This is a genomic window from Ewingella allii (genome assembly GCF_044430645.1).
GTDB lineage: Bacteria > Pseudomonadota > Gammaproteobacteria > Enterobacterales > Enterobacteriaceae > Ewingella > Ewingella allii.
In genome coordinates this window covers 13,729-27,916 of sequence record NZ_JAWUDN010000010.1, presented here as the reverse complement: position 1 = coordinate 27,916, position 14,188 = coordinate 13,729, and the positions used below count along the sequence as shown (strand labels likewise).

13 protein-coding genes and 1 pseudogene are annotated in these 14,188 nt (G+C 40.0%); 11 read left to right on the top strand and 3 right to left on the bottom strand.

Annotated features, from left to right (window positions below):
* Positions 1-56: 56 nt before the first annotated feature.
* The 11 genes and pseudogenes from rfbB to wzzB all read left to right on the top strand — a co-directional run bounded on the left by rfbB (position 57) and on the right by wzzB (position 11,992).
* On the top strand, positions 57-1,142 hold the full coding sequence (gene rfbB, locus SBO83_RS18410) for a dTDP-glucose 4,6-dehydratase (RefSeq protein ID WP_396132488.1): 1,086 nt from the start codon (positions 57-59) through the stop codon (positions 1,140-1,142).
* Positions 1,142-2,041: a dTDP-4-dehydrorhamnose reductase gene (gene rfbD / locus SBO83_RS18405; RefSeq protein WP_396132487.1), complete on the top strand. Its 900-nt coding sequence runs from the start codon at positions 1,142-1,144 to the stop codon at positions 2,039-2,041. Before rfbB ends, rfbD begins: the two co-directional genes overlap by 1 nt.
* Before the next feature lie 52 nt (positions 2,042-2,093).
* Complete coding sequence (rfbA, locus tag SBO83_RS18400) at positions 2,094-2,972, top strand: glucose-1-phosphate thymidylyltransferase RfbA (RefSeq protein ID WP_396132486.1); 879 nt, start codon at positions 2,094-2,096, stop codon at positions 2,970-2,972.
* Between the two features lie 3 nt (positions 2,973-2,975).
* Positions 2,976-3,506 (top strand): annotated as a pseudogene (rfbC, locus tag SBO83_RS18395) (dTDP-4-dehydrorhamnose 3,5-epimerase); the annotation flags it as partial.
* Between the two features lie 91 nt (positions 3,507-3,597).
* Positions 3,598-4,827 carry an oligosaccharide flippase family protein gene (locus SBO83_RS18390; protein ID WP_396132485.1) on the top strand — a complete coding sequence of 410 codons (1,230 nt, stop codon included), beginning with the start codon at positions 3,598-3,600 and terminating at the stop codon, positions 4,825-4,827.
* Positions 4,814-5,956: an oligosaccharide repeat unit polymerase gene (locus SBO83_RS18385; RefSeq protein WP_396132484.1), complete on the top strand. Its 1,143-nt coding sequence runs from the start codon at positions 4,814-4,816 to the stop codon at positions 5,954-5,956. Before SBO83_RS18390 ends, SBO83_RS18385 begins: the two co-directional genes overlap by 14 nt.
* Positions 5,953-7,041, top strand: coding sequence for a glycoside hydrolase family 99-like domain-containing protein (locus SBO83_RS18380; RefSeq protein ID WP_396132483.1), 1,089 nt, complete (start codon positions 5,953-5,955; stop codon positions 7,039-7,041). The genes SBO83_RS18385 and SBO83_RS18380 overlap by 4 nt, the downstream gene beginning before the upstream one ends.
* Before the next feature lie 5 nt (positions 7,042-7,046).
* Complete coding sequence (locus tag SBO83_RS18375; protein ID WP_396132482.1) at positions 7,047-7,922, top strand: rhamnosyltransferase; 876 nt, start codon at positions 7,047-7,049, stop codon at positions 7,920-7,922.
* Positions 7,923-8,019: 97 nt separating this feature from the next.
* Positions 8,020-9,108 (top strand): glycosyltransferase, encoded by a 1,089-nt coding sequence (locus SBO83_RS18370; RefSeq protein WP_396132481.1) that lies wholly within the window; start codon positions 8,020-8,022, stop codon positions 9,106-9,108.
* Positions 9,109-9,337: 229 nt separating this feature from the next.
* Positions 9,338-10,747: an NADP-dependent phosphogluconate dehydrogenase gene (gene gndA / locus SBO83_RS18365; RefSeq protein WP_396132480.1), complete on the top strand. Its 1,410-nt coding sequence runs from the start codon at positions 9,338-9,340 to the stop codon at positions 10,745-10,747.
* A gap of 252 nt (positions 10,748-10,999) precedes the next feature.
* Positions 11,000-11,992 (top strand): LPS O-antigen chain length determinant protein WzzB, encoded by a 993-nt coding sequence (gene wzzB / locus SBO83_RS18360; protein ID WP_396132479.1) that lies wholly within the window; start codon positions 11,000-11,002, stop codon positions 11,990-11,992.
* Between the two features lie 64 nt (positions 11,993-12,056).
* Here wzzB and hisIE read toward each other — a convergent pair whose 3' ends face one another.
* The 3 genes from hisIE to hisA are packed head-to-tail and all read right to left on the bottom strand — an operon-like array spanning position 12,057 to position 14,187.
* Positions 12,057-12,698: a bifunctional phosphoribosyl-AMP cyclohydrolase/phosphoribosyl-ATP diphosphatase HisIE gene (gene hisIE / locus SBO83_RS18355; RefSeq protein WP_396132478.1), complete on the bottom strand. Its 642-nt coding sequence runs from the start codon at positions 12,696-12,698 to the stop codon at positions 12,057-12,059.
* A complete protein-coding gene (gene hisF, locus SBO83_RS18350) occupies positions 12,695-13,468 on the bottom strand; it encodes an imidazole glycerol phosphate synthase subunit HisF (protein WP_396132477.1) in 774 nt (257 codons plus the stop codon). Before hisF ends, hisIE begins: the two co-directional genes overlap by 4 nt.
* Positions 13,450-14,187 carry a 1-(5-phosphoribosyl)-5-[(5-phosphoribosylamino)methylideneamino]imidazole-4-carboxamide isomerase gene (hisA, locus tag SBO83_RS18345; RefSeq protein WP_396132476.1) on the bottom strand — a complete coding sequence of 246 codons (738 nt, stop codon included), beginning with the start codon at positions 14,185-14,187 and terminating at the stop codon, positions 13,450-13,452. The genes hisF and hisA overlap by 19 nt, the downstream gene beginning before the upstream one ends.
* Position 14,188 lies beyond the last annotated feature (1 nt).

Here is a 14,188-nt window from a genome sequence, read left to right as displayed (position 1 = left end):
GATATTAAAACCTTCTGAGCCATAGAATAGTTATAAATTAAAGAGAGATAATATAGGTGAAAATTCTAGTTACCGGCGGTGCCGGCTTCATTGGTTCGGCTGTTGTGCGCCATATCCTAAACAACACTAATGATAGTGTAATCAATGTTGATAAGTTGACCTATGCAGGAAATCTTGAATCGTTGGGTGAAGCGGCTAAAAGTGAGCGTTATTCGTTTGTTAAAGCCGATATTTGTGACAAAGATGCTATTGCGAAGGTTTTAACACAACATCAGCCAGATGCCATCATGCACTTAGCGGCTGAAAGTCATGTTGACCGTTCTATAACTGGGCCAGCAGAATTCATTGGTACTAACATTGTTGGAACTTATACTCTACTAGAGGCGTGCCGTGCTTATTGGTCAACGTTGGAAGCGGCGCGTAAATCTTTATTCCGTTTTCATCATATCTCAACGGATGAAGTGTATGGTGATTTACCTCATCCAGATGAGTGTGAAAGCACTGATGCATTACCATTATTTACCGAAAAAACACCGTATTCCCCTAGCAGCCCTTATTCTGCGTCTAAAGCATCTAGTGACCATTTAGTCCGTGCTTGGCAGCGTACGTACGGTTTGCCTTGCATTGTCACAAACTGTTCAAATAATTATGGTCCATATCATTTCCCTGAAAAGCTGATTCCTTTAGTCATTCTCAATGCGTTGGAAGGTAAAAGCCTACCTATCTACGGTAAAGGCGATCAAATACGCGATTGGCTCTATGTTGAAGACCATGCCCGTGCGCTTTATGCCGTGGTGACTGAAGGTAAAATTGGTGAGACTTATAATATTGGCGGCCACAACGAGAAGAAAAATCTTGATGTCGTGCTGACTATTTGTGACATCTTGGATGAAATTGTTCCTAAAGAACAATCTTATCGAGAACAAATAACCTATGTCGCTGATAGACCTGGGCATGATCGTCGTTATGCAATCGACGCCGATAAAATAAGCAAAGAACTAGGTTGGACACCAATTGAAACTTTTGAAAGCGGTATCCGTAAAACGGTTGAATGGTATTTGACCAATAGTGTTTGGGTTGAAAACGTCAAAAGTGGATCTTATCAGTCTTGGATTGAGCAGAATTATTCGGAGCGTAAATAATGAATATCCTGCTTTTCGGAAAAACAGGGCAAGTCGGTTGGGAACTGCAACGTGCCCTTGCGCCTCTAGGTAATGTGATTGCTGTAGATTTTCGCTCTGAAGAGTATTGCGGAGATTTCAGCAACCCAGAAGGCATTGCCCAAACTGTTCGACTAATTAAACCCGATATTATTGTTAATGCCGCTGCTCATACTGCAGTTGACAAAGCCGAAAGTGAACAAGAGTATGCTCAACTTTTAAATGCAACTTCAGTTGAGGCTATAGCTAAAGAAGCCGCATCAATTGGCGCATGGCTAATTCACTATTCAACTGACTATGTATTCCCCGGCGATGGTGATATACCCTGGAAAGAGGAGGATGCGACAAGACCTCTTAATATTTATGGAGAAACTAAACGAGCTGGCGAAATAGCTATTCAGCAATATTGTCCAAAGCATTTGATTTTTCGTACAAGCTGGGTGTATGCAGGTAAAGGTAATAATTTTGCTAAAACAATTTTGCGTTTGGCAAAAGATAGAGAAGAGTTATCTGTCATCAATGACCAATACGGTGCGCCTACTAGCGCCGAATTATTAGCAGATTGCACTGCCCATGCAATAATAACCGCACTTCGTGAGCCAAAAGTTGCTGGACTCTACCACTTAGTTGCATCAGGAACGACGACCTGGTTCGATTTCGCCAATGTAGTAATTTCACAAGCCAAAAAAGCTGGCTTAGAATTAGCTGTGAAAAAAACGAATCCAGTCCCTAGCTCTGCTTATAATACGGCTGCTCGCCGTCCACATAATTCAAGATTAAATACTAGTAAATTCCAAAATACATTTGGACTTACACTCCCAACTTGGGAGTCAGGCTTGTATCGTATGCTGGATGAATATTTTTCAGTTACAAAATCTTAAAATCCATAAAAGTTCTGAATAAAGTGCATTAACAAACATTGAGAAATAAATTATGACTTCACGTAAAGGTATTATCTTGGCAGGCGGTTCGGGCACTAGACTATATCCGGTAACTATGGCCGTAAGTAAACAGTTATTGCCAATTTACGACAAACCTATGATCTATTATCCAATCTGCACATTAATGCTAGCAGGGATAAAAGATATTCTAATTATCAGTACCCCACAAGATACACCTCGCTTCGAGCAACTTTTAGGTGATGGTAGCCAATGGGGAATAAATCTTCAGTATAAAATTCAGGAAAGTCCTGACGGGCTTGCTCAGGCGTTTGTAATTGGGGAAGATTTTATTGGTAATAACGATTGTGCTTTAGTTCTTGGGGATAATATTTTTTACGGCCATGATTTACAAAAGCAGCTAGAAAATGCTGTTGCACAAAAGTCGGGAGCCACTGTTTTTGCATACCATGTACATGATCCAGAACGTTATGGGGTTGTAGAGTTTGATAAACAGGGCAAAGCGATTTCTTTGGAAGAAAAGCCATTAGACCCAAAAAGTAATTACGCAGTAACCGGCCTGTATTTCTATGATAATAGTGTAGTCGAAATGGCGAAAAGCCTAAGGCCTTCTCCGCGTGGAGAATATGAAATAACTGACATAAACCGTATCTATCTTGAACAAGGGAGATTGTCCGTTGCGATGATGGGGCGCGGATATGCTTGGTTAGATACTGGGACGCATCAGAGTCTTATTGAAGCAAGTAATTTTATTCAGACCATTGAATTACGCCAAGGCCTTAAAGTTGCCTGTCCTGAAGAAATTGCATTTCGGAAGGGGTTTATTGATGCTGAGCAAATCAAAAAATTAGCTGCACCACTATCTAAGAATGATTATGGTCAATATTTACTGAAAATGGTTAAAGGTCATTAAATTATGAATGCTATAAATACAGATATTCCAGATGTCATAATTTTTGAACCGAAGGTATTTGGGGATGAACGAGGTTTCTTCTTTGAAAGCTTTAATATGAAGGTATTCCAAGAAGCGACAGGTCGAAATGTTGAGTTTGTACAAGATAACCATTCCAAATCAATTAAAGGTGTCTTGCGTGGTCTGCATTACCAACTCTCACCACATGCACAAGGAAAGTTAGTCAGATGTATCGCTGGTGAAGTTTTTGACGTGGCCGTAGATATAAGAAAATCATCACCTACTTACGGAAAATGGGTGGGAGTTAATCTCTCTGCTGAAAATAAACGACAGCTATGGATTCCTGAAGGTTTTGCACATGGCTTCATTACGTTAAGTGATCATGCTGAATTCGCCTACAAAGCAACCAGCTATTATAACCCTAAAGTCGAGCGAAGCATTTTGTGGTCGGATCCAGACCTAAATATTTCATGGCCCTTAGACGGTATAAAAGAGATCTGTGTTTCAGCTAAAGATCAAGCTGCTGCCTTATTTACGAACTCAGAGGAGTAATATATTAAGTTATGGCGAGGTTACAATTTCACAAATCTCGCCCCGTTGATATTAAAATGAGAATGTATAATAAGTGAAAAAAAATATTATCTTACTTTTTCTTGTTCAAGCATCGAATTATTTATTCCCACTGATTTCTTTGCCCTATTTGATGCGAATTCTCGGTGCTGAACATTTTGGTATCATGGCCATGACACAGGCATGGGTGCAGTATATGGTACTCTTTGTTGATTATGGTTTTAATTTTAGTGCAACACGACTTATCTCTATCAATCGTCATGATAAGAATAAAGTAAATAGAATATATACTGTCACTATAGTTTCAAAGGTATTATTGGCGACAACATCATTACTATTATTTTGCTTGCTGGGGCGTTTTTTTGTTGATGAAGAATTTTATAGTCTGACATTATGGGGAGCAGGTGCGGTTATAGGTACAGTATTATTTCCGGTATGGTTATTTCAGGGACTTGAAAAAATGCAAGGAATAGCAATTTTTACAGTTGTGGCTAAAGCTATATCGATATTATTGATTTTTATTCTTGTTAAAAATTCGAATGATATAAAATATGCTGTTTTCTGCCAATCGCTTGGTGTATTAGTATCAGGTTTTATCGCATGTATTTATATTAAACAATGTAAGATGGCCAGCTTTACATCATTTAAGATTAAAGATGTAAAAGAAACACTTGTGCTAGGATTCGATTTATTTATTTCTAATATAGCAATGAGTTTTTATACGACATTAAATATTCTTGTTGTTGGGGTTCTTGGCGGGCCTACGCTTGCAGGTTATTTCGCAGCAGCTGATAAAATACGTACAGCAGCTCAAGGTCTACTTACTCCTGTTCAGCAAGCAATGTTTCCTAGAGTAAGTGCCCTAGTACATGAGGGCAAAACATTAAATAATATTATGCAACTCTATGGAAAGAAATTTATACTCTTTGGGCTGACTATATCAATAGCGACCGCAATTTTAGGCTATCCGCTTTCACAGCTTTATTACGGTGAGAATTATCATATTTCCTCTCTAATTTTGTTGATAATGTCCCCAATCCCATTTGTTGTCGCGATAGGGATAGTATATGGCCAGTGGTGGTTAATACCGAATGATCAAACAAAGATAATCAGGCACACTTATATAGCTCTTAGCTTTATTCATGTGCTAATTGCGGTGATTTTTATGCACATCACACCAACTTATGGTGTTGCAATAAGTGTAATTATCACTGAGTCTGTTGTTTCATTTATCTTCATCAAAAAATCCTATAAAATAATGGAGAAATGTAATGAATCGAGTTAAGTCTCCATCATTTTTCCTTTTTTTATACATCTTTTTTTCTTTATTTCTTTGGCTTTGTCAGGATGGTATTAATTACCAAATTGGGTATGGTTTTTTTGTTCTTATCTTAGCTTATTGCTATTTTTTCTTGGGTGTGTATTTAGGCAAAAAGAAAAGAGTTAGTGAGTATACAACTTATAAAAGAAAGATTAATATTAGAAGTCTACTCCTATTTCTTCTATTCATAGATGTTCTTATTGTTATAAACTTATTATTCTCCTTCTGGGGGATAATAAACCAAGGTGGTTCATTATTACAGTATAGAACAAGCATATTTATAGGCGATACGATAAAAGTATATTATGGTGATTTTGCAGCTTATTTATTTATTTATGCTACCATAATACCTCTTCTTGGCATTAGCTTTGGCCTTTATGAGAAAATAACGCATAATAGATCAAAGCTACTAATCATTTCATTTTTACTGCTTTTCTGTAAAGAAGGTGTTTTATTTTCAAGATATTATATTTTTTCGGCTGTGCTTTCTGCAATATTGATGCTGTATTGTTATGATAAAAAAATGACTCTAAAAAAGGTAATGACTGTTTCACTTTTGTTCATCTCAGCAATGGTTGCTGCATTTGCGCTCAGAGGTGCTGATGGTTTGTTGAACAATATTGGGAATGCTTTGAACTACCTTATTGCAGGATACTCATTATTCACAAACGCTCTAGATTCAAATGATATTTCGCTACTTGGGAAACTATCTAGCCCTTTATCTCTCTTAGGAGTTGTGGGTGCCAAATTATATGATAGCACTCCATTCTTTGATAAAATTCAACAGTTTGTATATCTGGGTAATGCGGGTTTCTTTAATGCGTTTTATACAGCGTTATTGATACCCTATTTGTTTACTGGCGCGATTGGATTGATGCTCATTAGCCTTTTATTTGGCTATTTAATATCATTAAATGATAAAAGATTCATAGTGAGGAGTGGGTTCATTCCATTCAATTTGTTATTTTCATATTTATTATTATTCTTCTCGCACCAATTCTTACCTGTCCAGTTGTCTTTTTTCTGGGAATATACAATCTTATCTTTAGTAATATATTTTTTGATGTCAGCCTTAAACATGGAGATTAAATGAAAACATTGGCATACTATCTTCCTCAGTTTCATGAAGTTGAGGAAAATAATAACTGGTGGGGTAAGGGGTTTACTGAGTGGACGAATGTCAAAAAAGCGAAACCACTATTTAAAAACCATTATCAACCTAGAGTGCCTCTAAATAAAAATTATTATAATTTATTAGATAAAGACACTCTAATCTGGCAGGCTGACATTGCTAAAAAACATCATGTTGATGGTTTTTGTTTTTATCATTATTGGTTCAATGGAAGACAATTACTAGAGAAGCCAGCTCAAATACTTCTACAAAATAAAGATATTGATTTACCCTTTATTTTTTCTTGGGCAAATGAGCCGTGGACTAGAAGTTGGGACGGCAGTCATCGTGATGTTATAATGCCACAAGAATATGGTGATGAAAAAGATTGGCTTGAGCACTTCAACTACCTTAAGCCTTTCTTTGAAGATGCACGTTACATTAAACATAATGGTAAACCCATTTTCCTCATTTATCGCTCTGCTAGCTTTGATCGTTGTGAGGAGTGGATTGCCTACTGGCGAAAACTTGCCAGTGAAACATCGTTTAAAGATATCCATTTTGTCTCTACATTGACCTCCTTTAAACGTGACGAACGTGTGCTCGATTTTGATGCTTCGGTTAATTTTGAACCAATGTGTACTTTTGAACATTTCACTGGAAATGTGAGACCTTTCATTCGAAAAGTATTAGGCAGAATTAGGCGTGAAGCAAACCAGAAACTTAACTGTTGCTATGTCGAACAAAAACTTTCATATCAGTTTATTTGGAATCAAATTCTGAAAAAGGAATTTAATTCAACATGCTACTCTGGCGCTTTTGTTGATTGGGATAACTCACCAAGGAAAAAAACAAAATCATTAGTTATGATCGGCAGTACTCCGGCAGTTTTCAAAGAGAATTTCGATAAGCTTTATTTGAAATCTAAATCAAGTGGAGTCCCATATCTATTTGTGAATGCTTGGAACGAATGGGCTGAGGGTACATATTTGGAGCCGGATGAACATAACGGCTATCAGTATCTTGAGGCTATAAGAGACGTCGTTGAAAAGTATGAGGATAACTGAAATTTATGAATGTTATTTCCTCCGTTACAGTTACGTATAATCCTGAAATTGATTGTTTAGAACGTCAATTACAGTCTCTTAAAGGGCAGTGTGAGTTCTCAATTATCGTAGACAATGGTTCGGCTAACTTTAGTGAAATCGAAATACTTACACAAAAATATGGCCTTGTTTTAATAAGACTTGCCCAAAATATGGGCTTGTCTTATGCGCAGAATCTTGGTGTAAATAAAGCAATAGATTCTGGTGCAAACTATTTATTATTACTAGATCAAGACAGCATTCTCTCGCAGAGATTTACAGAGAAAATGCTTCTTATATATGAAAAACATAAACTGGGCATTTTGGGTCCTTCATTCTATGACCCTGCAACTAATGAACATTACCCTGGTACTAATTATCAGGGACCTTTTATAAAAAGAGAAAAAATAGAAGAGGTAACTGATGTTACTTTTATTATAGCATCTGGATCGTTTTTCTCTTCTGATGTATTTAAAAAAATAGGCCCAATGGAAGAAAAGCTTTTTGTGGACTATATCGATGTTGAGTGGTCACTTCGGGCTAAAAAAATGGGTTACCGTGTCGCAATGACAAATGTGACAGACATGGCACATACCATAGGAGATTCTCGACTTAATATATTTGGAAGGAAAATTTCTGTACATAGTCCACTTAGGCGGTACTTCTTGGTAAGAAATAGTTTTTTCATGATCCGACTTCCGTATATTCCAGTTGGCTATAAAATTAGAGAAGTGATATTTAATGTTTTAAGATCTATAATATCATTAATATTAAGTAAAAATAAATTTAAAACCTTGAAGATGATCTTCTGGGGGCTTAATGATGGTATTAAAGGTAAGTTTGGGCCATACACCCACGGTTGAGATTTGATGTTTGTTTTATATTAAATTCAAATTTTATTTAAATGAATTTTTTATCTCAGGCATAAATTAAACCTTTCCTAATTTAATTGGCAAAAAAATGAAAATTTTACATATCCAACTTCTGCCATTGCTAAGTGGTGTCCAGCGTGTTTCATTAAATGAAATGACTGCTATGAAATCAAATTTCGATTACAGTTTGATTTGTGCTTCACCCGGTCCATTGACGCAAAAGTTAGATGAAAATGGTATTAAATCATATTTAATACCTGAGCTTTGCCGTGAAATAAATTTTTCGAAAGATATTAAAGCTTTCTCCAAAATATTTAGATTAATTAAAAAAGAACAGTTTGATGTCGTTCATACTCACTCATCCAAAACCGGTGTATTAGGGCGCCTTGCAGCAAAATTGGCTGGGGTGAAGAAGGTAGTTCACACGGTTCATGGTTTTTCATTTCCTGCCGCGCAGTCTAAGCCATCTTATTTGCTTTATTTTTTTTTAGAATGGTTTGCTAAGTTCTTCACTGACGTCTTGATAGTTTTGAATCAAACTGACGCCGATATTGCAATAAAGAAGTTAGGATATGATAAAAAAAAGGTCTTTATTGTTCCAAATGGCGTCGATATAGCACACTTCAAGCCAGTTACAAAAAGTTTTGATAATGGAAAATTAAATATTATCATGGTCGGTAGGCTTTGGCGTCAGAAGGATCCTGAAACATTGCTAAGAGCCGCTATCTCTGTATTGAAAAATAACTATAATATTAGTTTGACATTCGTTGGAGATGGTGAGTTAAAGAATAATATGCAGACGGCTTCTATTGATTATCAAGATTCAATAAAATTTAATGGCTGGTGTGATAATATTTCTGAATTGCTAAGTGAAAGTGATTTGTTCGTTTTGCCTTCGCTTTGGGAAGGTATGCCTTTGGCTATTTTAGAGGCACTAAGTTGTGGGGTTGCTTGTGCTGTATCTGACATCCCTGGTAACAATGATCTTATTAGTAATGATTTTAATGGTTACTTATTCCCTGCTGGTGATGATAAGGAATTAGCCAATATAATTATTAACTATATTAACAACCCAAGTAAGTTAAGTGTTCACTCAATTAATGCCCGTCAGTTTATAGAAAGTGGCTATTCATTAAACGTTCGAAATGAGAAAATAAAAGATATTTATTTTAAATAAAACCAAATAATCAGAGCATTATCTTGATTATAAGTTGGTTTTTACAATGTTATTCCAGTCTTTTTTTCTTCACAATTTGTGTGTTTCTAGGTTAGCTTTTTCCTATTATAAATATCGTCAACCTTATTTACCAAAGACTACACATTTCCAGTAAACCTGAGTTAACATCAGAGTTACAATTAGTACGGCGTTGAAGTCGTAGTAACCATCCAAAAGATAGGAGTTTGTAATGTCCAAACAGCAGATCGGCGTTGTCGGCATGGCGGTAATGGGACGTAACCTTGCGCTAAATATCGAAAGCCGTGGTTATTCTGTGTCTATTTTCAACCGTTCCGGAGACAAAACCGACGAGGTTATTGCTGAAAATCCGGGTAAAAACCTTGTTCCTCACTATAGCGTCGAAGAGTTTGTTGACTCGTTGGAAAAGCCGCGTCGTATCCTGCTGATGGTGAAAGCGGGCGAAGCAACAGACAAAACCATTGCTTCACTGACTCCGCACCTTGATAAGGGCGACATCCTGATCGATGGCGGCAACACCTACTATAAAGACACTATTCGCCGTAACCGTGAACTGTCTGAGCAAGGTTTCAACTTCATCGGTACCGGCGTTTCCGGCGGTGAAGAGGGCGCATTGAAAGGCCCATCGATCATGCCTGGTGGTCAGAAAGAAGCTTACGCCCTGGTTGCTCCGATCCTTGAGCAAATTGCTGCTCGTGCTGAAGATGGCGACGCTTGTGTGGCTTACATCGGTGCTGATGGTGCAGGTCACTACGTGAAGATGGTTCACAACGGTATCGAATATGGCGACATGCAGCTGATTGCTGAAGCTTATTCTCTGTTGAAGCAGTCTCTGGGCTTGACCAACGAAGAGCTGGCTAGCACCTTCGTTGAGTGGAACAAAGGTGAGTTGAGCAGCTACCTGATCGACATCACAAAAGATATCTTCACCAAGAAAGACGAAGAAGGTACATATCTGGTAGATGTGATTCTGGACGAAGCAGCTAACAAAGGTACCGGTAAGTGGACCAGCCAGAGCTCTCTGGATCTGGGTGAACCACTGACTCTTATCACTGAATCTGTATTCGCTCGTTATTTGTCTTCCCTGAAAGATCAGCGCGTTGCGGCTTCCAAAGTACTGACTGGCCCAACCGTTAAACCTTTCGCTGGCGAGAAAGCAGAGTTTATCGAGAAAATCCGTCGTGCTCTATACCTGGGTAAAATCGTCTCTTACGCTCAAGGCTTCTCACAGCTGAAAGCGGCTTCTGACGAAAATAACTGGGATCTGAACTACGGTGAAATCGCTAAGATCTTCCGCGCTGGTTGTATTATCCGCGCTCAGTTCTTGCAGAAAATCACTGATGCTTACGCAGAAAACGCGTCAATCGCTAACCTTCTGTTGGCTCCGTACTTCAAAAATATTGCTGACGAATACCAGCAAGCGCTGCGTGACGTAGTCTCTTATGCAGTTCAGAACGGCATCCCGACTCCGACATTCTCTGCTGCGATCAACTACTATGACAGCTACCGTTCTGCGGTTCTGCCAGCTAACCTGATCCAGGCACAGCGTGACTATTTCGGTGCGCATACATATAAACGCACTGATAAAGACGGCGTGTTCCACACAGAGTGGTTGGATTAGGAATAACGTTCTATTTAGTATTTGATTAAAAAACGACCCTCATTAAGGGTCGTTTTGATTATTACGTCTATTAACTTTTGATATGAACAATGATTAGCAGTATGCGCTTGCCTATGCTATATGTCGTGATACATGCTTTTCGGTCCAATCTGAACAAAATGCTTGATTTTCAATTAGGTGTTTTCATTTTATCTTGACTATAATGGGTCAACAGATTTCATTCTAAGTGTATGCAAATTTTTTAGGAAAATCATGAATCAAGACGATAATAATTTAAAAGTGAACCATTCTGGCAGGTCAAATGAGGACTTTGATTTAATTGATGTCTTAATCCAGCTGAAAAATGGTAAATTCACAATTATTACTTTTGTTTTTATTGCTTTAGCTTTAGCCGTTATATACACATTTGTAGCGAAGGAAAAATGGACTTCAGAAGCAATTGTAACAATTCCAGATTCAGGGCAAATTGCAAACTATAATAACGCAATGAATGTCCTATATAGCCAGAATTTAAGTAATGCACCTACCGTTGCAGATATACAAGGGCGCTTCTTTGGTCGTTTTAACTCGGCAATTTCTGCTCTTTCTGAGCAATTAGATAACCAAGAGAACCCTGAGAAATTGACTATTGCTCCAGTCTCAAAAGATGGGCCAATTCCTCTTAAGATTACCTATACGTCGAAAACGGCTGGCGAAGCACAAAAAACCTTGACGACCTACATTCAGCAAATCAATAAGCGTGTTGTGACTGAAATGGATGATGATTTACAAGCAAACATCAATTTTAAAATTGATGACTTGAAAGATGCATTGTCTACTAAAGAAAAAGTTGCTCAAGAGAAGAAAAATAAACGTCTCGATGTACTTAATCAGGCATTAATCATTGCTGAGCAATCGAACATCAAAAATACTTTAGTGCAGCAGGCTGAAAATCTTTCTGAAGATACATTGTTCGTTCTGGGTAGTAATGCGCTTTCTTCAACGATTAAAAATGAAGCAACGCGTCCACTTCCTTTGGATGATACTTATTATAATGACAGGCAATCTTTATTAGCGATTACAGATTTAAAATCCAAACCTAGCGTTACTTATGCTTTACGGTATGTGATGAAGCCAAATTTACCAATTCATAGGGATAGTCCGAAAAAAGGTCTCGTAATAATACTCGGCGGGCTAATCGGATTAATATTGGGTTCAGTTGTTGTCATTGTGGGTAACGTCTTTAAAAATTACACACCTAGATAAAAATGCATATTAAAAAGGCCGGTTTATTTAATAAACCGGCCTTTTTTTTAAAAAAATCACTAAATTACTTCTTATGCCTCTGTCGCAAATTCTCAATCACCGTGCTCAGGTTCAAATCTTGATCCTGTAATAGCACTAACAAGTGGTACACCAAATCAGAGGCTTCGTTAGTAAGTTCGAAACGGTCATTGACCGTGGCGGCGAGGGCAGTTTCGACGCCTTCTTCACCGACTTTTTGCGCGATGCGCTTAGTACCGCTGGCGTAGAGTTTGGCGGTATACGAACTCTCCGGGTCAGCGTTTTTGCGCGAAGCCAACAGTTCTTCCAGTTGGAACAGGAAGCCCCAGTCGGTGGCGGCAGGATGGAAGCAGGTATTGTTGCCTTTGTGACAGGTCGGGCCGATAGGGTTGACCAGCGCCAGTAGGGTGTCGTTGTCACAGTCGGGATAGATGCTGACCAGATTGAGGAAGTTGCCCGAACTTTCGCCTTTGGTCCACAAACGCTGTTTGGTTCGAGAATAGAAAGTGACTTTGCCCGAATCCTGAGTCACCGTCAGCGCCTCATGATTCATGTAGCCCATCATCAATACTTCACCGGATACCGCGTGTTGGACAACAACAGGAATCAGATTATCGACTTTTTCCCAGTCCAGCTGGGCAATCTGCTCTTCACTTAAACGCGTGTTATTCAAAGTTTCATTACTCACAAGCGGATCTCCACGCCATTTTCGGCCAGATAGCTCTTCAGCTCGCCGATATTAATTATTTGTTTGTGGAACACGGATGCCGCCAGTGCGCCATCAACGTTGGCTTGTAAAAATGCATCGAGGAAGTGCTGTGGCGTGCCCGCACCGCCTGACGCGATCAGAGGAACGCGGCAAACGTTGCGAATCAACTGCAACTGCTGCAAATCATAGCCATTGCGCACGCCATCCTGATTCATCATGTTCAGCACAATTTCACCCGCGCCGCGTTCCTGAACTTCTTTCACCCAATCTTGAGTCTGCCAGGTGGTGACTTTGGTGCGCGCCTCGTCGCCGGTAAACTGGTGAACCTGATAGCTACCGGTTTCAGCGTCATGCCAAGTGTCGATGCCAACCACAATGCACTGCACGCCAAAGCGATCCGCCAAGCGGGTGATGAGCGTCGGGTCGGCCAGTGCAGGGGAGTTGATGGAAATCTTATCCGCGCCGAACTGTAAAATCTGCGCCGCGTCTTCTGCACTTTTAATCCCGCCCGCCACGCAGAAAGGAATGTCGATCACTTCCGCCACGCTCGATACCCAGCTTTTATCCACCACGCGCCCGTCGGAAGAGGCGGTAATATCATAAAACACTAACTCGTCGGCGCCTTCTTCCGCATAGCGTTTTGCCAGCGGCACGATGTCGCCGATGATTTCGTGATTGCGGAACTGCACGCCTTTGACTACCTGACCGTTTTTAACATCCAGGCAGGGGATTATCCGTTTTGCCAGCATGAAATTGCCTCCGTCACGCTAAATTTGCCGTCGAGCAGTGCGCGCCCGACAATCACGCCTGTTACGCCGCTATCGCGCAGTTGGGCGATATCATCCAAATTACCAATGCCGCCTGATGCCTGAAATGCCACTTGTGGATAACGCGCCGTGACTTCTCGATACAGCTCCACGTTCGAGCCGGCGAGGGTGCCGTCACGGGAGATATCCGTGCACAGCACGTGCTTGAGGCCGAAAGGCAGATACTGCTCGACCACTTGTTCTAAGGTGGCGTTGGAGTTCTCCTGCCAGCCGCTGATGGCCACGCATTTCGTGCCGTGCTCATCAATACGCACGTCCAGCGCCAAGACCAGCGCGTCAGCGCCAAAACGGCTAAACCAGCCTTGAACTGTCTCAGGATCTTTTACCGCCGTTGAGCCGATAACCACGCGGGTTGCGCCTGCAGATAACAGCGCTTCGACATCCTGCTCGGTGCGAATGCCGCCGCCGACTTGCACGGGCACGCTAACGCCAGCCAGCAGTTTTTTTAGCAGCGGGATTTGGCGGGCCGCCGGGTCTTTCGCGCCGGTCAAATCCACCAAGTGCAGCACTTCGGCACCCTGTTGCTGATAATCTTGCAATCGTGGCAGCGGGGCGCTGCCGTAATCACGTTGCTGACCATAATCGCCCTGATGCAAACGCACCACGCTGCCATCAATTAAATCTAAAGCGGGAATAATCATG